The following is a 23,643-nucleotide window of genomic DNA, read 5'->3' on the forward strand; positions in this document are numbered from 1 at the left end:
GAAAAGGAAGACCGATTCACGGCCCGCTGCCCGGAAGTGCCGGCATAGCCGCCACCATAATCATAATATCTGCCTATTTCTCTCTTTTCCTGCCGATTCCTGCCCCGAAGACCTTTCCGGGGATCGTCGGGCCCGGGCGCCGAGGTGCTCCTCGCCCGGCAGGATCGGTAGCCCCGCGGACCGTCGCGACAGCCCGGATTACCCCCGCACCGTCACGACCCGGGGCTCTCCTCGCCGTTTTCTTCCGCCGCCGCGCTCTCCTCCTCGCCGCGCTTCTCTTCCCGTATCGACTCGATCTCGCGCTCCTTGACCAGCAGGTCCTCCTCGAGCTTCGTGATCTCCTCGACGATCACCTTCACCCGTTCGTCGCGGGCGATGACGCCACCGCGCTTCTCGACGGTGACGAGGTCGTACACGCGCCCCCCGAGTTCGGCGAGGTGCTTCTCGATGGTGCGGTTGATGCCCGCCATCTCCACCTTCTTCTTGCCGATGCGGGCCAGTTCGTCGGTCTTGTCGTAGGCAGCGCCGTACAGCTCGACCAGGTTCTTCTTCACTTTCTCCCAGAGCGTATCCATCGGCTTCTCCCCCGTCCCGTTCCGGTTTTCCCTTGATATCTCCCGGTCGCTCTGTCATATATCCGGCATCGTGCGACCGGGGCGACACGCCCCCAGACGAACGGAGCCGATCGCGTGGGAGCGACAGTCTATTTCGTTTCGGACACCCATTTCACATACCACAGCGACGCCGGGGATGAAAGGGAAAAGCGGGCAGCCTTTCTCGACTTCCTGGAGGGCGTGCGCGGCGCCGATCGTCTCTATCTCGCCGGCGACATCTTCGACTTCTGGTTCGAATACCGCCACGTCGTCCCCGCTCATTACACCGATATCCTCGGCGGACTCGCCCGCCTGCGCGAATCGGGCACCCGGATCATGGTGATGGAGGGAAATCACGACGGCTGGTTCGGCCCGTACCTGTCCGATGCGTACGGATTCGAGATCCTTCCCGCGGTCGTGGAGCTCGAGCTGCAGGGGCGGCGCATCGTCCTCACGCACGGCGACACGGTTTTGCCCGGCGACATCGGCTACAAGATCCTCCGCGCCGTCATACGGAGCCGGCCCGCCGTCTCGATAGCCCGCCTGCTCCACCCCGACCTGCTCTTCTGGCTCGCCGGCCGTTTCTCGCGCGCGAGCAAGAACTTCACCCACGCGAAGACCGAGCGGCACGCGCGCCGCGTCCGCGGGATCGCCCCGGCGCGGTTCTTCGATCGCGGCAACGACGTCTTCGTCATGGGACACGTGCATCTCCCCTGCATGGACATCCACGAGGAGGGGCTCTTCGTCATGCTGGGAGACTGGGAGACGCACCGCTCCTGGCTGCGCCTCGAGGACGAACGGTTCTCACTGCATTTCTACGGGCGGCCGGGAAAGATGCTCAGGGAGAACCGGTGACTGTCGCCGAGGTCGAACTCGATCGGCAGATAGGCGTAATCGAACCGGAACCGGTCGTAGCGGACACCGAGTCCGAGCGTCGCGCCCTGGACGTAGTAGTTCCCCTTGTAGCCGACACGCACCGAGACGATCCGCCGGTAGGTGTACTCCGCCCCGACGTGGAGCTTCAGATCCTCGCTGTCGTTCTCGATGACGGCGTCGGTGGCGACGATGAGCGCCCCGCGCAGCCGGGCGTCGTCGCGCCGGTAGGAAGCGCCGACGCGCATCTCGATCGGCGGGTAGAACTTCTCCTCGACGAATTTCGCCTGCGGTCCGAAGTTGAGCAACGAGGCGGCGAGTGAGAGCCCCTCGATCATCGTCCGGTGCGCCACACCGATATCGACGGCCCAGCCGGTGGCGGACTCGAAATCGATCTTCTCGTAGATCAGTTTCGCCGCCAGGCCGACGGCGAGGTTCGGGAGGACGTCCCGGGCGTATCCGACCGACGCGGCGAGATCGTACGGCGCGAACGTCCCGTCCGGCGTGAGCGTGGGGAATTGCCCGTACCGGTCCATGTCGCCGTAGTAGAGGCCGGTGAAGTTGAAGCCGACCGTGCCGCCGAACATCTCGCTCGCCACCGATACCTGCTCGAAACGGATGTCGGCGATCCACTCCGAATGGGAGAGATTGAGCTCGATGCCCTCGACGGCCGCCAGTCCCGCCGGGTTCCACGTCAGGCCGGTGGCGTCGTCGGCGACGGCGGTGAAGGCCTCGCCCATCCCCGCCGCGCGCGCTCCGTTGCCGAGTCGCAGGAAGACGAAACCCGCCGTGCCCGGTTCCCCCGCCCGCGCGGCCGGGCAGAGGGCGGCGAGTACCGATATGACGATCAGCGTTCGACGGATCATGATTCCTCCCGTGACAGTCGCCTTCGTACGATAATAACCCATCGTGGGCGCAGAATCAATCCTTACGGGTCCCGGAACTCAGCGGATGACGGCGAATTTCCTCGCGCCCCGCCACGAGCCCTCCTCGCTCAGGACCTCGAGCACGCAGATATAGATCCCCCCCGCCATCGCGTCGGTCGAAACGGTCATCTCGAAGGGGACACGGCTTCCCGCCGCCCACGAGTGCCGCCGTGCCTCGTCGAGCACCGGTTCCCCCTGGACCGTGAGGATCCGCAGACGGACGTCGGCGGGCCGGTGAACGTCGACGCGGATCGTCACCGTCCCCCCCGTTGCCGGGTTGGGATAGACGACGAAGGACCGTTCGTCGACGAGACCTTCGGCGGGATCGGTGGCGGCCGCCGGCTCCAGGCGCGAACCGCCCGACGCGTCGCGCCGGTAGCACCGCCACTCTTTCCCGCCGGGTTCGGAGAGGGGCAGTTCGTAGCGCGTCAGCACGGTGCGCGACGCGCCCGGTCCGATCCCCGTCTGTCCGGCCGAGGCGATCGTTCGCTCGTCGCCGGCGGCGAAGAGGTACCGCGCGTCGCCGTTTCCGAGAAGCACGGCGGGGGACGATCCGCCGGCGCCGCCGCCCGGCAGCGGCCAGCCGGCGACAGACCGCCCGTCCGTCTCGAGCGCGTAGAGGTCCCCCGCGGCCGAGAAGACGATCTCCGCCGCGCCGTCGCCGTCCACGTCGGCGATCACCGGCGGGGCCGGAAGCGTGTCCGCCTCGAAGGAGAGGGCCTCCCCGGGGATCGCCCCGGGCCAGCCGAAGAGGGTCGAGCCCGACGGCGACACGAGCCGGAAATACCCCCGGTCCCGGAACGCCGTCTCGGGCAATCCGTCGCCGTCGACGTCGGAGAGCGCGGCCGACGAGAGGTCTCCGTCCACCGAAACGAGGTACCGCCGCGTTTGCATGCCGTCCGGCGAGTAGACGAGGAGTCCGCTTTGCGCGCGGGGCCAGATCATGTCGTCGGCGCCGTCCCCGTCGATGTCCGCGACGGCCGGCGCGGGCAGGGGCGGCACGGGCGTCGCCGGACCGATCCCCTCGCCCTGCCAAATGCACACGCCCTCGTCTTCGAAGCCGAGGACGACGGCGTAGAGCACGTTGTACCGGGACGAGGCCATGAAGCAGATCCCCTCGAGCGTATCCGGGGCGGCCTGACCCGTGAAGCGGATACGCGCCGGGTCGGTGAGGACGGCGGCGAACTCCCGGCCGGTCGAGAACCGGACGACGCGCGGTGCGACCTGCTCGAGATCGCCGGCCGCCGGCAGGTCGTACCCGGCGATGTACACGTGGAGCGTATCGCCGCGCGTCGAGGAGACGACGCCGATCTCCGGGTTGTCGTCGCCGTCCGCCTCGAAGACGACCGGCGCCGTCACCAGCGAGTCGGCGAGCGTGAAACTCCCCGGCGTCGCGTCGTCGTCGATCGGGTGGAACGATCCGTCCGCGTCGAACGCGAGAAGACGGCACCCCCGGGCGACGGCGTAGATCTCGGGAGAGCCATCGCCGTCGGTATCGGCGACGACGGGCGATCCCGCCCACAGGGCCCCGGGCACATGCACGGTCTCGACCGACGCTGCCCAGTCGGCGCTCGACGCGGCGCGCACGATGTGGACGTACCCCGTGTCCGCGAGGAGGACGAGTTCCTCCAGGCCGTCGCCGTCGAGATCGGCCGGCACCGGGCCAAGCAGTCCGGCGAGCCCCTCGACCGCCGCGTCGGTCCGCGGCAGGGCCCCGACGAACCGGACGTCGAAGGTCACGGCAGGCGCGGCGGCCGGGATGCCATCGAGCAGGACGCCGGTCGGTACGCCGCTGTTCGCGAGACTCGACGGGGCGGTCGCCGGTCCGAAGGCGACCGCCGATCCCGCTCGGAAGGAGTCGAAATAACTGCCGAACGCGTAGGCGCCGCCGGGACGATCGAGATCCTGTATGCCGTCCGCCTCCTCGAGATCGACTCCCTTTCGCCCGGGCTCGTCGTTGGGCCGGCCGCCGGCCGCGAGACGCTCGAGGATGACCCGTTCGTCGACGTGCCATACGTAGATCCCCGACCCCGTCGACGTCCGCTTGATGCCGTCGATCGTCTCCGAGGGGTTGGTGGTCGCCGTGAGAAAGAAATCGAACTCGGCGCCGAGAAGCGTGTCCTCGTTGTCCGGGACGCCGGGCAGCCCGCCGATATCGCCGAAATCGAAGATGCCGTCGAGATCGGCGTCGTGCAGACGGTTGACGACGAGGAAGTACTCGTGCGCGCTCACCGGTATGCGGATCAGCGACGTGTCGGCCGCGCCGGGGCTGTTGCAGTCGCCGAGGCGGACGCGGGCGTCGGTTGTCACGTCGACCGCGTCGAGCCAGCCCATCAGGTACCGGTGGAAGGCGCAGGGAAAGGCGGGGACGAATCCGGCGGCGTTGTAGAGACCGTAGCTCATGAGACCGAAGGAGCCGATCCCCTGGGAGTCGGGATAGGAGGACGGCGTCGTGTCGAAGAGGGGGACCATCCCGAGCCGCAGCCCTACCTGGTAGGCGTAGATGCCTATCGCGCCGTAGATATAGCCGTCCTGCGAGGCGTCCTCCGGCCAGACCATGAGATTGTCCACGAAGACGGTATCGGCCCCCCGCCGGTCGTCGGTGGGAATGCCCGGCGTGCCGAGCGTGTCGGCGAGGATGGCCGCCATCTCGTTCGGATCGATGAATCCCGACCAGAGCTGCCGGGCCGAGTCGCCGACGAAGTCGGTCTCCTGCCCCGCGCCGGCGTGTATCACCGCAACGCCGTCGTAGCGGGCGAAATCGATCGCGTCGTCGACCGCCGGGACGAGCTCCATCAGCAGTTCGGCCATCCGCGCGTCCCAGGCGCCGTCCTCGCCGTAGTACGCCTCGGAGCGGGAGAGGACCGTGATCCCCGGCGCGAGATCGCAGCGCAGCGCGAAGCGGCCGCGCGAGGCGCCGTCGAAGTACTCGCGGAGATGCCTGAGTTCGTTCCCGTACCAAACGTCGCCGTGTTCGGGAAGGAACGTCGTGTCGCTGAAGGCGGCGCGGAAAACGATGATCCGCAGCGTGTCCGGCGCGGCGAACCGGCCGGCGGCGAGTTCCCGGACGGCGCGCTCGCCGTAGAAGCCGCCGGGCGGTGTCCGGGGATGCCGCGGCAAAGCCGTCTCCCCGGCGGCCGGTCCGGAGGCGCAGAGAATGATGAACGCCGCGGCGATGGTGCGAAAGGTTCCGTTCATGGTCATGCGATGATAATGAAGCGTGGCGCGGCCATCAAGCCATATTCGACCGAAGACAAAAAGGTGGGGAGAATGAAGCTCTCATGCCGCCCCTGTTCGACAATCGCGCTCTTCATTCTCCCCTGTGGTCGACCTTCGGGGGTAACAATCCCTTTCTCAAGGTGCCAGCTTGTTGAAAGGTGCTCTGCTCCTGGAGGTCTCCTGTTGCGTCTCGTTACCCTCTCTCAACGATGGGGGAACCGTCGACCCGTGAAACTTCGTCTTGATCCTGACCCGGACGATCGGCGTCGGGACGGCGTCTCCGCCGTCGCGGACCCCGTCGCCGGGCCGCGGGGAAAGATCCCTGTTGTCGGCGTCGGTCTGGTATGCCCACCAGAATCCGGCCCGTGAATCGTCGATCTCGGCCACGAAGAGCTTGACGTAGTGGAAGCCGTCGGGCTCCCCGATCCTGAGGATGTAGACATGATCGCGAGTCACCTCGACACTGCCGGAGAGGTTCCAGCCCGCGTCGGGCGCGAAGTTGATCACGTCGAAGTCCCCGTAGCCGTAGTCCTGGATCATCGCATGCGGCATGTCCACCGTGAACAGGCGGACACCGCCCTCGACGGAGAACCTGATGTCGGCATCGCTCGTCGCGAAGTCTCCGCCCTGGGCCATGTTGCTCAGCGTCGAGAAATCGTAGCCGCTCGCGAGCGGCGTGGCGAGATGGTCCATGAGCGTCAGATAACCTTCCGGCCTCGGTGTGGCCGATACGTCGTCGTAACTGAGCGGGCTCTCGAGGCCGGCCTCGTCGAACGCGCTGACGGCATACCAGTACTGCTCGCCGTTCTCGGTGTCCCAGTCGAAGCAGTAGTAGAATGAATCCGGATGCGCGTACACCGTGCCGATGTACAGGTACTCGCCGTACATCTCCTCTCCCTGCCAGATGTCGTAGCCATCGATGTCGTCCTCGACAAAAGCGACCTCGTTGGCCGTCCAGCAGATCGTCACCAGTCCGTCGTAGTTGACGGCGTATACTCCTGTCGGAGCCGATGGGGGGCAATCCGTCGCTACGGGAACCTCGACGACCTTCTCGTCCTCGCTGCAGGAAAGCGTCAGGAGGAAGACGATCAGCAGTGCCGTCATCAGCCAGCTCAGCGTATGTCTCTTCTCGGCCATCACGCCGACAGGGAAACGCAACCGTCGTGCCAACGAACGGCGAATCGCCCGAACGCGGCTCCGGCCGAGTCGGGCGACAGGCTATCTCTCTTCATCGAATATCGTTACGCCGCCCGGAATCGTGCTGTCCCGCGGCGGCGACACGGGTGCGGCCGGCGCGTGGAGACGCCGTCGTGTCATCCGGAGACAACAGTATGTACTCGAAAGAGGACGCCTGGCCGGGGGGCGCCGAAACGGAACGGAGGACGCCAGCGGATCAACCCGCGGCGGTTCGATGCATGATGCGGGGAGGGTAAAAAAGATATGTCAGGGGCAAGGACGCGAGCACCGGAGGGGATGTCCATACTCGCAATCCTAGGGATCTCGCCATTCCATAGGTCTCCTATACCCCTGACCTTATGAGCGTACCCCAATCGCGAAACGTGCGTCAAGTAAATATTTCACTGTCATGGAGAGATTCTGTTCCGGGGATCCGGCGTCAACGCAGCTTTCCGGAGGGATGCCGCCGATCCTGTTCCCAAGAGACCCCACCTTTCCCCTTGTTCAAGCTCCAGGAGAGCTTACAGGAACATCGTCTTTGGCATCCACTCCGGATCACCGCTTCCCATTCGCCAACCGATACCGTGCTTTCGTCATCGCAAGGAGCGTACCAGCGCGCCGTGCGGGCGGGCAGGCGAGCGACGCCGCAACTCATTCCATTTCAACGCGTTGAAATTGCCGTAAATCTGAAGGCGACGGCGGGTTGCTCCCGCGTCGGGGCGGGTATCAATTCGGTTTACACGCCGGACGGGACAGGCGCAACCCTCTCGCGAAAATACGGTTACAGGAACAAAACCCTTGCCTCCCATCGCGGTCGGCGTGCAGGATCCACCCGCCGGACCGCCGGGAGGCTGTCATCGGGACGTCGCATCTTCGCTCTTTTCCGCGGGTTTTCTTCGGGAAGCCGGCAGACCTGCGGATCGGCGACGGCCAGCGGCAAAGCGGGTCGGGGGGATCGCTCAGGATTCGAGCCCGTAGAGACGGATCTTCTTGAGGAGCGTCGGGTAGCTGATGCCCAGGGACGCCGCCGACGCGCGCCGGTTCCACGAGTGCCGGTCGAGCGATTCGGCGATCATCCGCCGTTCGAGATCGCGGATGCAGTCGGCGAGGCAGGCGCCGGGAGCCACGCTGCGATCGTCGGCGTCGACGAGTTCCGCCGGGGTGACGATCGCGTTGTCGTCGCAGAGGATCACGGCCCGATTGACGATCTTCTCCAGTTCCCGGACGTTCCCGGGCCAGGCCATGCCGCGCAGCAGGGCGACCGCCTCGTCGGAGAAGCCGAGGACGGTCTTTTCCATCTCCTCGCAGTGCAGGCGGAGGTAATGGTCGGCGAGGAGCATGACGTCGTCGACGCGCTCGCGCAGCGGCGGGATCCTCAACGGGAAATCGTTGATGCGATAGAAGAAATCCTCGAGCATCCGTCCCTCGCGGCAGAGCGTCATGAGATCGGTCTTCGATGCGAAGACGAGCCGGACGTCGACCTCGTGCATCTCGTTGCTCCCGACGGGGCGGACCTGCCGCGTGTCGAGGAACTGGAGCAGCTTGCCCTGGATGGGCAGCGAGGTCTTGCCGATCTCGTCGAGGAAGACCGTGCCGCCGTTCGCCTCGGCGAGCAACCCCTTCTTGTCGGCGATCGCGCCGGTGAAAGCGCCCTTCACGTGGCCGAAGAGCTCGCTCTCGAGCACGCCCTCGGGAAGGGCGGCGCAGTTGACGTGGATGAACTTCCCGTCACTCCGACGGCTCAGGTTGTGGATCGTCCTGGCGACGAGCCCCTTCCCCGTACCGGTCTCCCCCGTCAAAAGGACCGTCGAGTCGGAAACGGCCACCCGCTCGGCGAGGCTGAGCATGCGGAACATCTTCGCGTTCCGCGTGATGATGCACGACGGCGCCTCCGTGTCGGTCGGCAACTGCCTCGACGCGGGCGCGCCGCCGTCGAGCATCCCCCCCACGAGGAAACCGATGAACCCGGCGTATGTCGAAACGATATCGAAGCTCGAACCGAGGCCGACCGGCTCCGGGCCGCTGCCGTCTGCCTGGAAGAAGAGGAGCCCGAAGGTTCTTCCGCCCCGCGCGAGCGGGTGGAAATAGACCGGCGCGTCGCCGCCGGGAAGCAGTGCCCGCGCGCCGTTCAGCCGGCGGTCGCGCGCCGCGTCGGTGACGAGCATGCTGTCTCCGGAGCCACTCTCGCGTGAGAGGAACCAGTTGGTCAGTTCGCGCGTCGTGTGCTCGTCGACGCCGCGGCACGCCAGCACCATCGCGTCGCTGCCGTTTCCGCCGCCCGAGATGGCGACGAAGCCGTGCCCGACCGTCAGCTTCCGCATGAGGTCGACGAGGAAGTAGTCGAGGTACGAGCGAAGGTGCGGATCGCCCGCGAAGAACCCGGCCATCTCCCGGGAAACGCGGAGGCCCGGGGAGGCCTCGGAGCCGCGCCCGGTCGTATCGCGCTCGATCTTCTTCCGCATCCGCCGCACGCGGCGGAGGAGATTGCGATCCTTGAGATCGTCGGCGAGGCGCTGCGCCTCGAAGAGATGCAGCAGGCCGTCATCGCGGTTCCGCAGCTCGTTCTCGATGCGGGCGAGCAGCAGGTGCGTTTCGGCGAGATCGCCGTATTCCTCGTTGCGCTCGAAGAAGGAGAGGGATTCGCCCGCGAGCATCCGTGCGCGACCGGCGGACTGCCGGTCGCCGTACCGGAGCATGTATTCGGCGAGCATCACCGCGGAGCGGTTCGCCTCGTACGGATTGTTCACCTCGAGGAAGATGCGGAAACTCGAGTTGATGTGTTCCTCGGCATCGTCGCGTTCCTTCAGCATGGCGTGGGCGAGGCCGATCGTCCGCTCGATGAACCCGATCTCGTGCAGTTCCCCGCAGGCCCTGGCGACCTTCAGCGCCTCGGCGCCCGATTCGATCGCCTGCCGGAACTTCTTCTCGAGCAAATCCACGTGGATGAGACGCCGCAGCACCTCCGCGACGATGTCGCCGTCGGGGTTCGACTTCCGCGCGCCCGTGCAGGCGGCCATGTAGTTCTCCCGGGCGCTTTCGAGATCGCCCCGCCCGAGCGAGAGATCGCCGAGGAACTCGTCGGCGAGGAGCAGCTCCCGGCCGTATCCGCGGCGTTCGGCGATGACGCGGGCCTCCATGAGGTGCTTCTCCGCCGCGGTGAAATTATTCTTCTTCGTCTCGGTGACGCCGAGCATCAGCGTCGACTTGGCGTACTTGAGATCGTCCCCTGTCCGCTCGGCCATCTGCCGCGCCTGCTTGAAAGCGCTTTCGGCCGCGGCGAAATCGCGCTTCTTCATGTGAACGATGCCGAGATTCAGCGTCACGCGCACCCGGTGGTGGGTCAGGCCGACCTCGTTGCAGATCTCGAGCGCCCGGTTGAGGAAGTGCAGCGCCCGTCCCCAGCGGCATGCGTTCTTGTGGAACAGCCCCAGGTTGTTGAGCACGAAGGATTCGCCCACCGTGTCGCCGATCCGCCGGTACGAGGAGAGGGCGTCGAGGAAGAACTGCTCGGCCTCGCTCTGCTTGCCGCTCCGCGCGTAACAGTTTGCGATCAGCAGCTGGGCGTTGGCGACCTCCTTGTGCTCGTCGCTCGTGCGCAGGATCCGGTAGGCGGCGAGGGCCTCGCGCAGGGCCCGCTCGTTCCTGCCGCTGTCGTAGAGGATGATGCCGTGACGGCAGAGGATCGTGCCGCGCCCGATCTCGTCCTCCTCCTCGCAATGCGAGGAAGCGGTCCTGAGGAAGGCCATCGCCTCGCGGAGGAGCCCCTTCTTCCGGTAGCAATCGCTGATCTTGCGGTAGAGGCGGACGAGGTCCGCCTCGTTCGGCGTGGTCTGATGTATCTTCTGGAGGGTCTGTTCGTAGTACTCGAGGGCGACCGAGTAGTTCTCGGTCGACAGGTGCATGTCGCCGAGTTCCTCCTCGGAACCGGTCGATTTGTACTTCGGCCGTGGCCGGTTCTTCTCGTACTCGAATTCCCCGCTACCGTCCGGGCGGTGTGGCATCGGTCACTCCCCGAATGGAACCGGCAACCGCGAGCGCGTGGCGGATCAGCGCATCATGGAGCCGGCGTGCGAACCAGGGCCGCCGGGGCGAATGAGTCCGGCGCCGAGTTTCGTGTCCTTCTTCGTGTCGGCCGACGGTCCGTCCGGATCCGGAACGACCCTGCCGTTCGCGTAATCGTCGGCGTCCCCGCCCACCATGGCGTCATTCCCTCCGTCGTCGATCGGAACGATCTCCACGTGACCGTTGAAATGCAGGATCACGCGCACGACGTGGTGAGAGAAGAAGGCGGTGAGCCTCTCGATCCGGTTGTCGATGATCGTGGAGGCCGAGGAAACCGAAGGCAGGAAAACCGTCAGGATCGCGAGGACCGTGATGAGGTGTACAACCCTCTTCATGATTCCTACTCCTTGGAAAGGAGCTCCATCGCTCCCATCAACCCGACAAACCCCGAACACCCATCGATGGAAAAATAATAAGCCCGCCCCCCCGAGTCAAACGGTTAGAAAAAAAAACCGTTGAAAAATCAGCGCTTAAGCAGTTTAGTTGAAAAAATAACATATAAGTAAATCTCCCTATGAGACATCACGGAAAAATTTGGATTAATCGTCTGAAGGCTCCCGGCCGCCACGAAACTCGATCCCGTGCTTTTCGAGCTTCTTGTAGAGGTTGCTCCGTTGCATGCCGAGCACGCGCGCCGTGCGCGACACGTTACCGCCGTTCTCGACGAGCTTCCTGGTGAGGAACTCCTTCTCGGTGACGTCCCTGAATTCCTGGTAGGTCCGCATGCCGAAGACGTTCTTCATTTTGTCCTCTTCGCGGAGCAGCTCGAGGGCCGGCAGGTCGGCGAGTTCGATCGAGTCGCCGCTCGTCAGGATGCAGAGCCGCTCGATGAGGTTGCGCAGTTCCCGGACGTTCCCCGGCCACGAGTAGTCCATCAGCGCGTCGAGGGCCGCCGGGGAGAGACGCTTGACCGGCGCGCCGAGCTCGGCGGCGACCTCGGCGAGGAAATAATCGACCAGCAGCGGGATATCGCTGCGTCGCTCGCGCAGCGGCGGGATCGTGAGCGGCACGACGTTCAGGCGGTAGAAGAGATCCTCGCGGAAGTTCCCCCTCCCAGCCTCGTCGAGCAGGTCCTTGTTCGAGGCGGCGATCACGCGCACGTCGACCTTCTTCGTCTCGGCGCCCCCGACGCGTTCGAAGACCGACTCCTGCAGTACGCGCAGGACCTTCGCCTGGGCGGAGAGGCTCATGTCCCCGACCTCGTCGAGGAAGAGCGTGCCGCCGTCGGCCAACTCGAACTTGCCGATGCGCTGCGAGACGGCGCCGGTGAATGAGCCCTTCTCGTGGCCGAAGAGTTCGCTCTCGATCAGCTCCTCCGGGATGGCGGCGCAGTTCACCTCGATGAAGGGCTCCTCCGCCCGGGGGCTGAGTTCGTGGATGCGGCGGGCGACGAGTTCCTTGCCCGAACCGCTCTCCCCCATGATGAGGACGCGCGCGGTCTGCGGCGCCACGCGAGCGACCGTCTCGAGGATGGCGCCGATGGAAGGGTGCTCGCCGACGATCACCGTGCCGCCCACCCTCTCTTTCAGTTGGACGTTCTGGCGGGCGAGCTCGCCCTGCGTGATGCCGTTGCGCACGGTCAGGAGAAGCCGCTCGAGATCGATCGGCTTCTCGATGAAATCGAAGGCGCCGAGTTTCGTCGCCTCGACCGCCGTCTGTATCGTGCCGTGGCCCGATATGATCACGACGGGAAGATCGCTCCGCATCCTCCCGATCTTCTGGAGCACCTCGAGCCCGTCCATGCCGGGCATCTTGATATCGAGCAGCACGAGGTCGATCCGCTCCCCCGCGACGACCTCGAGGGCCTTCTCCCCGTCGGGAGCGGTGAACGTTTTGAACTTCTCGAAGGAGAGAAGCCTCTCGAGCGAGCTTCGGATGCTCGCCTCGTCGTCGACGATCAGCACGCGTTTGCTCATGCAACTCCCTTGTGTTCCGGCGACGATCGGCCGCCCGCGGCTGGTCGTCTCATGCCTGCCCTCCCCGTCCGGCGACTCGCGCCCTCCCCGGACCGTCGACGCCGCCGAGAATCGCTCCCCAGCGCAGATCGCGGGCGGTGACGAGCGCGCCCGCCGCGCCTGCGGCGTCGAGAAGCGCCCTGAACAGGACGATCCCCGCCGGCAGCAGCGCGATCCGCCCCGGATCGAGTGGCAGCCGCCCGGCGAGCCCCGCGGCGTACCGCGCCGCGAGTCGCCGCGCGGCGAGATCGAGCGTCTCGCGGCCGACCCACGTCGGATCGCCGCGGCCCTCACCGCGAAGGAGGCGCGCGACGGCGGCGACGCTGACCGCCGTGCCGCCCGTCGCCAGCATGGTACCGCCGCGGCCGTGTTTCGACAAGGCGGAAAGGACGCCGCCCGGCGCGGCGGCGAGCCGTTGCCCGAACCGGCCGGCGAGATCGGCGCGGAGCCGCCTCGCCCGGGAGGGGCCACCCCTTCCGAGCAGCTCCCGCACGCGGTGGGTTCCCCACGGCAGCCCGAACCAGCCAGACGCCTCCCCCCCCGTTCCCCAGGAAAACTCGGTGCTCGTGCCGCCCGGGTCGACGAGCGCGGCGGAGAAGCCGTCGTTCAGGACGGAGGCGGCGCCGCGGAATCCGAGGGCGGCCTCCCGTTCCTGATCGACGACGAACAGCGGCAGCGGCTCGACGAGCAGGGCGAGACGCGCGGCCGCCTCGGGGCCGTTCGCCGCGGCGCGCAGCGCGTTCGTGGCCACGATGACCGGTCGTCCGCACCCGGCCGCCGCCGCGGCTTCGACAAGCCCGGCAAGGGCCTCGCCGGCGCGATCGACCATCTCGTCCGACAGGCAACCCGAACAGACGAGATCGGCGCCCCAGCCGATGAAACGCCGCTCGTCGGCGATCACGGCCGGCGGATCGTCCACCGTGTCGAGGACGAGCAGCCTGGCGTAGCTGCTCCCGAGGTCCACGCAGCCGCGGACCGTCCTTTTTTCTTTTGCGGGAAGGGTGTCGTTGCCTATCATGATCTCCGGGAGGTCTCGGTGAACCGAACGAACATAAAGAATCTCGCCCCCGACGAGCTCGCCGCGGCGATGGCCGCCCTCGGCGAACCGCGCCACCGCGCCCGGCAGATCATGAAATGGCTCTACCGGAAGGCGGCGGCCAACTTCGACGAGATGACCGATTTGCCCCTCGAGCTGCGCGCCGATCTCGCGCGGCGCTACGAGACGACCGCCCTCGAGACGGTCGGGAGTGTACGCTCCGGAGCCGACGGGAGCCAGAAGTTTCTCCTCGAGCTCCGTGACGGAGAGCGTATCGAGGCCGTTCTCATGGACACCTGCGACCACAAGACGATCTGCATTTCCAGCCAGGTGGGCTGCCCGCTCGGCTGCCGCTTCTGCCGGACGGGCGACGGCGGCTTCGTCCGCGATCTCGACGCGGCCGAGATACTCGACCAGATCCTCTTCTTCGTCCGGGAGCACCTGCCGCCGCGCCGCCGGTTCAATATCGTCTTCATGGGAATGGGGGATCCGCTGCTCAATCTCGACCATCTCGCCCGGGCGATCGGAACGATCAATCACCCCGACGGCCTCCAGCTGCGCGAGAAGCGCATCACCGTCTCCACGATCGGCCTGCCCGGTCCGATCCGCGAACTGGCCCGGACGGATCTTCGTTTCGGCCTCGCCGTCTCCCTCAACGCGACGACCGACGAGGCGCGGCGGCGGCTCATGCCGGGAGCGCGCGACATGGTCGAGACGCTCGACGCCGCCGAGTTCTTCGCCCGCGCACGGGGAATGCGCGTCACCCTCGAGTACGTCCTCCTCGCCGGGGAGAACGACACGGACGCCGACGCGGAGCGTCTCGCCGGGCTGACGGCCGGCCGACCCTTCAAGATCAACCTGATCCCCTTCAACGAGTGGGAGGGCTGTTTTTTCCGGCGGCCGTCCGACGAATCGGTCGACCGGTTCGCCGGCCTCCTGCTCCCCCGTGCTCCCGCCGTCACGGTCAGACGCAGCCGCGGCGGCGACATCGACGCCGCCTGCGGCCAGCTCCGGGCCCGCCGGACCGGCGACTGACGCGCAACAACCCGCCGGCGCGTGAAGGCGTACCGCCCGGGCCCGAGCGGCTACCTTATGAGAACGAGCTTTCCGGAAAGACGTGCGCCGGGCGTGGCGATGCGGTAGAAGTAGACGCCGCTGCGCGCGGGAACGCCGGATTCGTCCCTGCCGTCCCAGTGCATTTCGACGGAGGGACCGGTGGCCGTTCCCGAATAGAGGCGGCTGACGAGGGAGCCGTCGACGCGGTGTACCGTGGCCTCGACGCGCCGCGGACCGTCGTCGGGCAGATCGAGTCTGATCGTGGTCGAGGGATTGAAGGGATTCGGCCAGGCGGTGGCGCTGGCGACCGTCGCGGTCGGCGTCGCCCCGCCGGTCACGCTCGCCGCGAGGGAGACGATGAAACTCTCGAGCCCCTCGATCTCGTCGGGAAGAACGAGGTCCGGGTTCTCGATCCCTCCCGTGTAGCAGGCCTCCTCGCCGCCGAAAAGGTACCGGAAATCCTCGGCGAAGATCTCCCGGGGCCGGTAGGCGTGCGTCGAGAAGGCGCTGAACTGGAAGTTGCCGAGGATCCCCCGCATGTCGAGGTACCGCTCCCAGCCGCCGGCGTCGTCGTCGGGGAGAAACGCCGTCTGGTAGACGTGGCCGAGTTCGTGCGTGACCGTGTAGGCGATCAGGCATCGACTCACCTCGCGCACACCCGGCGACAGGTAGATGCGCGAGCCGTTCGCCGAGCTGAAGGGCATGGCGCGGCGCGGAAGGGGCAGGATGAAGATCTCGACGTCGAGGGGCACGGCGAGTCCCCGGAGATCGACGTCGCGGACCGCGTCGAGGACGGCCGTCTCCGACATCGGATGGAAGAGGCCGTCGCCGCCGTTGGCGATCGCCGGGTCGTCGACGCTCTCGACGAGCTCTGCGGGGAGACCGCCGGGAACCTCGAGGAAGAGCCGGCCCTCGCCGCCACGCCACGTGTACCGTTCGAGCACCTCGTCGGCCGGATGGACGACGATCGAGATCCCGTTGACGAAGAGCGCCGGCATGGCGGCCGCGACCGGCGATGCGGCGAACGCTGCGATCAGCGAGAAGAGCAACATATTCATTTTAAACGACTTCATTGCATTCTGGCACCGCGCCGGCCCTCGCCGGACACACGGCGGCCACCGTACCGGAGAGCAACCGTCATTCCCCGCCGACGGAACGGGGCACGACGACCGCCCGGACACGAGACGAAGCCCGCACGTAAAACGCAGCTAATCCCTTTATTATTTAGTGGTTACAGGCACGATCGGCGGCGGCGCCACCGGCGAAAACAGATCGATTGCCGGCCGGATACGCCGCATTGTCGAGGCTCGTCGTGGGGAATATCACCCAGCCCTGCGCCCCCGCGCAGCGGCCTCATGATTGCAACGTATTATTATTGAAGCAGATGTAAAATATCATGGCACGTGAGGAATCCCCCCCAGATCGGGAACTGAAAAATCGAACGGGGGGAAGATCAGAAACGGAGCCCGGACGTCACGTAATAATGAGGGGTGTTCCCGTCGCAGAAAGCGGCCTCGATGCGGATGAGGTCCTGTACCGGCGAGAGGATCTCGAAGCCGAATCCCCCCGATGTCGTGAAGGTGGTGCGCTCGATGTCGCCGATGTCACGCATGAGCGCGCCGTTGTCGGCGAAGATCACGCCGTTCACGGTGAGGTCGAAGCGTCCGATGCGCGGGATCGAGAAGATGCGCGGCCCGAGGAGCTTGTGGCGGAGCTGGATCGTCCCGAGCAGCCGCGCCCTCCGCCGCGAGCCGGGCGGATCGGTGTAGCCGCGCAGGTCGTTGCGTCCGCCGAGACCGATCTCGAAGAACGGGGGCACGTCACCGTCCCGGAAATCGCCGTTGGCCGCGATGATGAACGTTCCGACGGGTCCGGCCGGGATGTAGTAGTAGCTCGCCGCCTTGTAGAAGGAGTACTGCTGGTCGACGCCGTGCAGGGCCTCGTACCGCCGGATGCTGGCGTACTGGACGGTGCCTCGGCGCGGGGCGATACGGTTGTCCCGGCTGTCGAAACTCAGCGCGGCGCCGATCGAGTAGAGATTCTGGCGGTAGGGCCTGCCGTTGTAGCCGTCCATCCAGGAGGCCATGTCGAAGACCGATTCGCGCACCTCGTAGGAGAGGCTGGCGAAGAGCCAGAACTGGCGGATGAGATCGTCGGTCACGGGCACGCCGACGATGAGTTCCGCCCCCGTGCGCGCCTTGATGTAGTCGTCGCCCGAGGGTTCCTCGAGACGGCGGTAGTTGAAGACGGACGAGCGGAGCTGGAACCGGCGTCCGAACGCCCACGGCATGCTCCACGAGACCGATCCGCCATGCTCCTTCTCGTTGTGCCTCGTGGCCGAGAAGGAGAGCTGCTCGCCGAGACCGCGGAAGTTCTTCACCTTCCACTTGATCCCGTAGGTCACCCCGTCGTCGATGTCGTAGTTGACCACCGGGTAGGGATATTTCATGAACAGGCCGGGGCGCTCCTCGACATGGACGAGAACGCGGCAGCGCCCGGTTTCGCATACCTCGGCGCGGATGTTGACTTCGGTGAACCAGCCGAGGCCCCAGAGCCAGGAGGTGTCCCTGACGATCCGGTCGTGATCGAGGGGCTCGCCGGGGCGCGTGGCCATCTCGCGGACGATCGCCGTCCGCCGCGTGTGGTCGTTGCCGCTGACGACGATCGTGTCTATGACGTTGCCGACGTAGGGCTCGAGCTCGCGGCGGGCCTTCTCGCGCCAGTCGTCCATCTCGTGTATCGTGCCGCCCGAGAAGGACAGCCACATGCACCCCCGGCCCTCCGCCGACGCGTCGACCTCGACGGGTGCTGGGGGAGTCCCGGCGGACGCGCCTCTCCCCGGCGCCGAAGCGGAAATCGATACGGCTGCGAGGGAGAAGACGAACGACAGTGCGAGCGATGCCGCTGTGGTGCGCGAATACCTCAGGGTGCGATCAGCTCCTTTTCCAGGGATATGGCGTTCTCCCAAAGATAATAAGGAGCCTGACCGCTGTAAAGCGGGAAGCGGCAGCCTACTCGGGCAGCTGCGGCTTCGTGCCGGTCGACACGGCGCCGGCCTTCGAGGCGATGAACGCCCCGATCCCGACGAGCAGTGCGATCAGCGAGATGAATCCGCCGACGACCCGCAGGAGTGCACCGAAGGGCGAGATGAACGGATTGAACGACAGCGCGCCCGCGATGATGCCGAACAGTGCGAGCAGGAAGAGCCCGATGATGCCGTGCACGAACGAGGACTGCGTGTCGAATCCCATCCTGGCGGCGACGGTCCTGCCGAGCGCGAGCGCGCCGACGAAGTAGCCGATCAAAAGCAGTGCCACGAACGAGAGGACGAGCAGCACCGCCACCGGTATGCCGATGATCGTGATGCTGAATATCGCGGCGAGGATGCCCACGAGCACCGCGCCGACGAAGAGCACGAGCGCGCCGATCCCGAGCGACTTGAAGAAGGCGCCGAAGACGAGCGAGGAGGAGCGCTTCATCCGGTCGGACAGGAAAGCGATCACGATGCCGAAGAGCAGGATCGAGACGACGAAGGTCATGACGCGCCATCCGATCCTCACGAGGCCGGAGCCGAAATGAGGCAGCCCGATGTTCACGGGGTAGACCCCCGTGCCGACGGTGACCGTCTCCCCCCAGACGCGGGCGTCGGGGTCGCGGTCGAGCTCGCCGAGCACGGTGACGACCTCACCGTTGACGATCGCGCGGGGACCGAGCTCGACGTCACCGAGAACGGCCACGACGTCGCCCATCACCTTTCCCTGCACGTCAATGTCGCCGAAGAGGCAAACGACGTCCCCCTTGATCAGCTCGTGCTTGTCGATGTGGATGTCCTCGCCGAACCGGACGAAATCCGAGCCTCGTACCTGGAAGTAGGAGGCGTCGTCGAACTCCTCGAATCGCCGGGCGAGATCCTCGCCGATGCCGCCGATGTCGTCGAGTTCCTCGAGGGCCTGCCGCATCTCCTCGGAATCGAACTCGAGGATGACGTTGTTCTTCTTGCCGTCGTCGACGGTCACGCCGCGGTTCGTGATCGATATCTTGACCGAGCCTTCCTGCTTCTTCTTCTCCTCGGCCTTCTTCTTCGCGGCCGTCGTGTCGACCGCGCCGTCGTCACCGGTGGTGATCGTGACGATCGGCCTGATCCATTTCGCCGAGGTGGACACGATGGCGCGCGGCGCGCTGACGACCGTTGAGACGAGCAGCACGAGAAGCGTCTTGATCACGGTGGGGCTAATACAGGCCAGCATCGGTTTCTCCTTTGCTCCAGGATCCTCTCGCGGTCCAAACCAGCGTCACGACGACGATCGCGAGGAACGCGACCGCCACGCCCCAGTACAGGGGGGATATCGATGAAAACACCTTGCCGCCCGCCCGGCCGAGCACTTCGGCGGCCAGCCGGTAGTTCTGCGCCGACAGAAGGTTGTTGACGAGTACGCCGGAATGGGCCCATATCTCCCGGGCGCCGATCATCAGCGAGCCGACGAGAGCCGCTCCGTGCTGGCCCGCGTCCAGGAGGAAGGTGGAGAAGGGCCTGTAGACGATGACGAAAAGCGCGAAGGCGACGGCCACGGGCGTCAGGCGCCTGATCGGATATGGCACGCGCTCGACGAACCGCCCGAGCCCGCCGGCGAAGCGCCGGGCCGCGCTGGTGCGATAGCGCGCGACGTCGACGCGCTCCATCACTCGCCCGTTGAAATCCGCCGACGGCTCGTGGAGCGGTATCGCGTCGAGCGCCGAGAAGACTTCGGCGTACCGGCGGTCTATCTCGGCGCAGGCCGCGCACGACTCGCGGTGCCGCTCGAACGCGGCCCGTTCGGCGGCATCGAGCTCGCCGTCGTGGTATTTCTGCGTCAGTATCGCAAACAGGTGGCAATCCATCCCGGTCACTCCTCCGGTTCGGAAATCGAGATGTTTCCGCTCGCCGTTTCCAGCACGATCTTCCGCGCGCCCTCGCGGACGACGCCGAGGATACGGTTCCGGCCGACCTTGGTGATGTTGATCGGCAGCGACACGGTGATGTCGCCCGTCGTGGTCTCGGCCTTGAGGATGAAACCGCCGGGCATGATCGTGATGAAGTTGAGGTCGATGCTCCCGCTCGACGTCCGCACCGCGTAATCGGAATCCTCCTCGGGAGCCAGATCGAGGGCGACGTCGCCGCTCGCCGCCTTGGCCCGCACCCCGCCGCGCACGTTGCGGAACCGCGCGTCCCCGTTCATCGTGCTGAACGAGACCGACCGTACGCCATCGACGGAGACGTCGCCGCTGATCGACGTCAGCGCGAGATCTTTCGCGATGTCTTCGAGCTCGATGTCGCCCGTGGCGGAGGAGACGTTGACGTCCCCGCCGACTTTCTCGGCGGCGATGTCGCCGCTCGCCGTGCCGATATCCACTGCGCCGGCCGCGTCGACCACCGTCACGTCGCCGCTCGCCGATTCGAGCTCGAGTTCGCCGCGTGTCCGCTCGATCTCGATGTCGCCGCTCGCCGTGGTCGCCTGGAGACGACCGTCGACGCCGACGGCGATCACGTCGCCGCTCGCCGTCTCGATCTCGATATCGAGATCGGCCGGCACGGTCAGCTCGAGCGTCATGTCGATCCTGGTCCGCCGCCTGAAGACGAAGTTGAAGACGTTGACATCCTTCTCGCGGTTTTCGGGGATGTCGGCGCCGATATGGATCTCCTCGCCGTCGTTGTCGATCCGCACCTCGAGCTCCTCGGCGATCTCCTTCGCCTTCGCCTCGTCCTCGGCCGTGACCTTCCTGACGATCCTCAGTTTGATGTCGCGCGCGTCGGCGGAGCCGGTGATCACGACGTCGGCCAGCATCGTCCTGACGAAGAGCCGCATCGCGCCTTCCCGCGGAATCGCGACGTCCGAGGTCTTCTCGTGCCGGTAGGACGCCGCGGCGCCGGTGGGAACGAAGACGATCGCGGCCGCCACGAGGAAAAGCGCCGCCTTCGCGCCGATAACTTCCGTTCCGTGTCTCATGAGAGATCACCACCCGTCGATCCGGTGTCGTACAGTCCGTTCGTTTCGAAATATCCCTTGATCATGTTTCGCGCGCGATGGATGCGGGCCTTCACCGTGCCGAGCGGGATCCCCAGGTTGTCCGAGATCTCCTCGTACGAGAGCTGCTCCTGGTGCCTGAGGATCACGATCACCCGGTAGTGCTCGGGCAGCGAGGCGATCGCATCTTCCAGCGCGGCCATCATCTCCCTCGATTCCACCTCTCGATCCGGACCGACCGCCTTCGAGGGGAGCTGACGGGGCATCTCGCCCTCGTCGCCCTGCACGGGCTGGTCGAGAGACACCATGCCTGCACGGTGCCGCCGGATGAAATCGATGCACAGATTCGACGTAATGCGGTACAGCCAGCTCGAAAAAGGATACGCGGGATCGTAGCGATCGAGCACCGAGAAGGTCCGGACGAAAACATCCTGGGCGAGGTCCTCGGCGTCCGTCGCGTTCCTGACCATCCGGTAGCAGATGCTGTAGACGGCGTTCCGGTATTTGTTGAGAAGCAGTTCAAACGCCTTCTCATCTCCTCTCAGGCATCGTTCGACGAGCTTCGCGTCTTCCTTCTTCAACGTTCACACCTGACAGTACGGATGAGGTCCGAATATGTTTCCCCGCGTTCGAAATCATTTTCGCTCCGGAAGCGGGAGCGATTCCGGCGACACCGGCCCGAACAATAGCAGGAGATAACCCGTTTGGAAAGCGGGAATTGTCCATTCCGCCCCGCCGCCCGTCAGCCGGTTTGCGGAGCGGCCGGGCCGGCGGGTGTTTTTCCTTGACACCTCCGCCGGAGCCTCACTAGACTGGATGGCGCCTACGGGGCTCATTACCCCTTGTCATGTCGGTAGTTACAATAAAGGAGGCGGGGCGTGACGACGATCGAGCATCTCTACGCCAGGGAGGTCCTGGATTCGCGCGGCAACCCGACCGTCGAGGTGGAGGCCTGCCTCGAGGGGGGGGGCTTCGGCAGCGCGATCGTTCCGTCCGGCGCCTCGACCGGAGAGCACGAGGCGGTCGAGCTTCGCGACGGCGACCCGTCGCGCTTCGGCGGCAAGGGCGTGCTCACCGCGGTGGCGAACGTCAACGACGAGATCGCGCCGGAGATCGTCGAGCTGGACGCGCTCGACCAGGTCTATATCGACCGGCGGCTGTGCGAGCTCGACGGAACGCCCAACAAGGGCAGGCTCGGCGCCAACGCCATCCTCGGCGTGTCGCTCGCCGTCGCCCGGGCGGCGGCCGACGCCGTCGACATCCCCTTGTACCAGTACATCGGCGGCGTGGGCGCGCGCGTCCTCCCCGTGCCGATGATGAACGTGCTGAACGGCGGCAAGCATGCCGACAACAACGTCGACATCCAGGAGTTCATGATCGTGCCGGTCGGCGCGACCTGTTTCCGCGAGGCGGTCCGCTGCGGCGCCGAGGTCTTCCACGCCCTCAAGAAGATTCTCGCCGGCAGGGGGCTCGCCACCTCCGTCGGCGACGAGGGGGGCTTCGCGCCGAATCTCGAGAGCAACCGGGCCGCCCTCGAGGTCCTCGTCGAGGCGATCGGCGCGGCCGGCTACGAGCCGGGGAGCGACGTGGCCCTCGCCATCGACGCGGCGGCGAGCGAATTCCTCGGTGCGAAGGGCTACCGGCTCGAAGCGGAGAAGCGGACCCTGGACGCGGCCGCGATGGTGGATTTCTACGAGGAGCTGGTCGAGGCATTCCCGATCATCTCGATCGAGGACGGCCTCGGCGAGGACGACTGGACGGGCTGGCGCATGCTGACCGAGCGGCTCGGCGGGCGCGTGCAGATCGTCGGGGACGACATCTTCGTCACCAATACCGGACGGCTCGCCCGCGGGATCGCCGAAGGCGTGGCCAACTCGATCCTCGTCAAGCTCAACCAGATCGGCACGCTCACCGAGACGCTCGACGCCGTCGAGATGGCGAAGAAGGCCGGCTACACGAGCGTCATCTCGCACCGCTCGGGAGAGAGCGAGGACGTGACGATCGCGCACGTCGCCGTTGCCGTCGGCAGCGGCCAGATCAAGACGGGCTCGGCATCCCGCACCGACCGGGTGGCGAAGTACAACGAGCTGATGCGCATCGAGGAAGAACTCGGCGAGACGGCGGTCTACCCGGGGCTCGCCGCCTTCCCGGCGTGCGGCGACTGAACGGCGGGCGATTCCCCCTTGCGCGACGGCCTGGAACGTGGTAGAGAATCGACGACGGCCGCCCCGGCCGTCGAAAGGAAGCGATGAAGAGTCTCTGGGGACAGGGCAGCCGGTATCTCCGAATCAACCGCGGGCGCGTCGACGTGAATCCGAACGTCGCCCGCGCGATCCTCCTCGCCGCGGCGGCGATCATCGTGGCCGTCTTCGTCGCAGGCGACGTCGGCCTGTGGAACCTCTGGCGCGCCCAGCAGAAGATGCAGCGGCTCGAGCGGGAGATCGGCGAGCTCGAGACGACGAACGCCACGCTCATGCAGGAGATCGAGCTTATCGGGACGGATCCCTTCGCGATCGAGAAGATCGCCCGAGAGAAGTACGGTTATCTCCGCCCCGGCGACCGCGTCTACCGGATCATCACGCTGCCGGCGGACGGAGAAATCACCGACATCGACGCCTCTTCGCTTGACAGGGACGCCCGAACCTTTTAGTATTGCCTCAGGACGTGATGCGGGGTGGAGCAGTCCGGTAGCTCGTTGGGCTCATAACCCAAAGGTCGCTGGTTCAAATCCAGCCCCCGCTACCA

18 protein-coding genes and 1 tRNA gene are annotated in these 23,643 nt (G+C 66.2%); 5 read left to right on the forward strand and 14 right to left on the reverse strand.

Translation table 11 applies throughout. The features are described from left to right. Positions 1-212: 212 nt before the first annotated feature. Complete coding sequence (locus JW876_03130) at positions 213-575, reverse strand: hypothetical protein (GenBank protein MBN1884504.1); 363 nt, start codon at positions 573-575, stop codon at positions 213-215. Between the two features lie 114 nt (positions 576-689). Between JW876_03130 and JW876_03135 the strand changes: the two genes are divergently transcribed. Further along, positions 690-1,448, forward strand: a complete 759-nt coding sequence (locus tag JW876_03135) for a UDP-2,3-diacylglucosamine diphosphatase (protein MBN1884505.1) — start codon at positions 690-692, stop codon at positions 1,446-1,448. Here JW876_03135 and JW876_03140 read toward each other — a convergent pair. The 7 genes from JW876_03140 to JW876_03170 all read right to left on the reverse strand — a co-directional run bounded on the left by JW876_03140 (position 1,409) and on the right by JW876_03170 (position 13,768). After that, on the reverse strand, positions 1,409-2,332 hold the full coding sequence (locus tag JW876_03140) for a PorV/PorQ family protein (GenBank protein ID MBN1884506.1): 924 nt from the start codon (positions 2,330-2,332) through the stop codon (positions 1,409-1,411). The genes JW876_03135 and JW876_03140 overlap by 40 nt on opposite strands. Before the next feature lie 78 nt (positions 2,333-2,410). Continuing rightward, a complete protein-coding gene (locus tag JW876_03145; protein MBN1884507.1) occupies positions 2,411-5,590 on the reverse strand; it encodes a VCBS repeat-containing protein in 3,180 nt (1,059 codons plus the stop codon). A 156-nt stretch (positions 5,591-5,746) separates the two neighbouring features. Continuing rightward, on the reverse strand, positions 5,747-6,748 hold the full coding sequence (locus tag JW876_03150) for a hypothetical protein (protein MBN1884508.1): 1,002 nt from the start codon (positions 6,746-6,748) through the stop codon (positions 5,747-5,749). A 998-nt stretch (positions 6,749-7,746) separates the two neighbouring features. Beyond that, positions 7,747-10,788 carry a sigma 54-interacting transcriptional regulator gene (locus JW876_03155; GenBank protein ID MBN1884509.1) on the reverse strand — a complete coding sequence of 1,014 codons (3,042 nt, stop codon included), beginning with the start codon at positions 10,786-10,788 and terminating at the stop codon, positions 7,747-7,749. A gap of 45 nt (positions 10,789-10,833) precedes the next feature. Beyond that, on the reverse strand, positions 10,834-11,184 hold the full coding sequence (locus tag JW876_03160; protein ID MBN1884510.1) for a hypothetical protein: 351 nt from the start codon (positions 11,182-11,184) through the stop codon (positions 10,834-10,836). A gap of 204 nt (positions 11,185-11,388) precedes the next feature. Further along, positions 11,389-12,765: a sigma-54-dependent Fis family transcriptional regulator gene (locus JW876_03165; GenBank protein ID MBN1884511.1), complete on the reverse strand. Its 1,377-nt coding sequence runs from the start codon at positions 12,763-12,765 to the stop codon at positions 11,389-11,391. Between the two features lie 49 nt (positions 12,766-12,814). Next, positions 12,815-13,768, reverse strand: coding sequence for a hypothetical protein (locus tag JW876_03170; GenBank protein ID MBN1884512.1), 954 nt, complete (start codon positions 13,766-13,768; stop codon positions 12,815-12,817). Between the two features lie 72 nt (positions 13,769-13,840). Here JW876_03170 and rlmN point away from each other — a divergent pair, with 72 nt between their 5' ends. After that, positions 13,841-14,875: a 23S rRNA (adenine(2503)-C(2))-methyltransferase RlmN gene (gene rlmN, locus JW876_03175; protein ID MBN1884513.1), complete on the forward strand. Its 1,035-nt coding sequence runs from the start codon at positions 13,841-13,843 to the stop codon at positions 14,873-14,875. 50 nt (positions 14,876-14,925) lie between these two features. Here rlmN and JW876_03180 read toward each other — a convergent pair whose 3' ends face one another. From JW876_03180 to JW876_03205, 6 genes are all read right to left on the reverse strand, one after another. Next, complete coding sequence (locus tag JW876_03180; protein ID MBN1884514.1) at positions 14,926-15,954, reverse strand: hypothetical protein; 1,029 nt, start codon at positions 15,952-15,954, stop codon at positions 14,926-14,928. A gap of 395 nt (positions 15,955-16,349) precedes the next feature. Continuing rightward, positions 16,350-17,663 carry a BamA/TamA family outer membrane protein gene (locus JW876_03185; protein ID MBN1884515.1) on the reverse strand — a complete coding sequence of 438 codons (1,314 nt, stop codon included), beginning with the start codon at positions 17,661-17,663 and terminating at the stop codon, positions 16,350-16,352. A 244-nt stretch (positions 17,664-17,907) separates the two neighbouring features. Beyond that, positions 17,908-19,143, reverse strand: coding sequence for a hypothetical protein (locus tag JW876_03190; GenBank protein ID MBN1884516.1), 1,236 nt, complete (start codon positions 19,141-19,143; stop codon positions 17,908-17,910). After that, positions 19,127-19,774: a zf-HC2 domain-containing protein gene (locus JW876_03195; GenBank protein ID MBN1884517.1), complete on the reverse strand. Its 648-nt coding sequence runs from the start codon at positions 19,772-19,774 to the stop codon at positions 19,127-19,129. Before JW876_03195 ends, JW876_03190 begins: the two co-directional genes overlap by 17 nt. 5 nt (positions 19,775-19,779) lie before the next feature. Then, entirely contained in the window at positions 19,780-20,880 is a 1,101-nt protein-coding gene (locus tag JW876_03200; GenBank protein ID MBN1884518.1) for a DUF4097 family beta strand repeat protein, read from the reverse strand. Then, positions 20,877-21,479 carry a sigma-70 family RNA polymerase sigma factor gene (locus tag JW876_03205; protein ID MBN1884519.1) on the reverse strand — a complete coding sequence of 201 codons (603 nt, stop codon included), beginning with the start codon at positions 21,477-21,479 and terminating at the stop codon, positions 20,877-20,879. Before JW876_03205 ends, JW876_03200 begins: the two co-directional genes overlap by 4 nt. Before the next feature lie 297 nt (positions 21,480-21,776). On the opposite strand from JW876_03205, the gene eno reads away from it, so the two are divergent. From eno to JW876_03220, 3 genes are all read left to right on the forward strand, one after another. Then, a complete protein-coding gene (eno, locus tag JW876_03210) occupies positions 21,777-23,063 on the forward strand; it encodes a phosphopyruvate hydratase (protein ID MBN1884520.1) in 1,287 nt (428 codons plus the stop codon). A gap of 83 nt (positions 23,064-23,146) precedes the next feature. Continuing rightward, positions 23,147-23,548, forward strand: coding sequence for a septum formation initiator family protein (locus tag JW876_03215; GenBank protein ID MBN1884521.1), 402 nt, complete (start codon positions 23,147-23,149; stop codon positions 23,546-23,548). A gap of 18 nt (positions 23,549-23,566) precedes the next feature. After that, positions 23,567-23,643 (forward strand) — tRNA-Met (locus JW876_03220).

Source organism: Candidatus Krumholzibacteriota bacterium (assembly GCA_016931295.1).
In the GTDB taxonomy this organism is placed as follows: domain Bacteria; phylum Krumholzibacteriota; class Krumholzibacteriia; order Krumholzibacteriales; family Krumholzibacteriaceae; genus JAFGEZ01.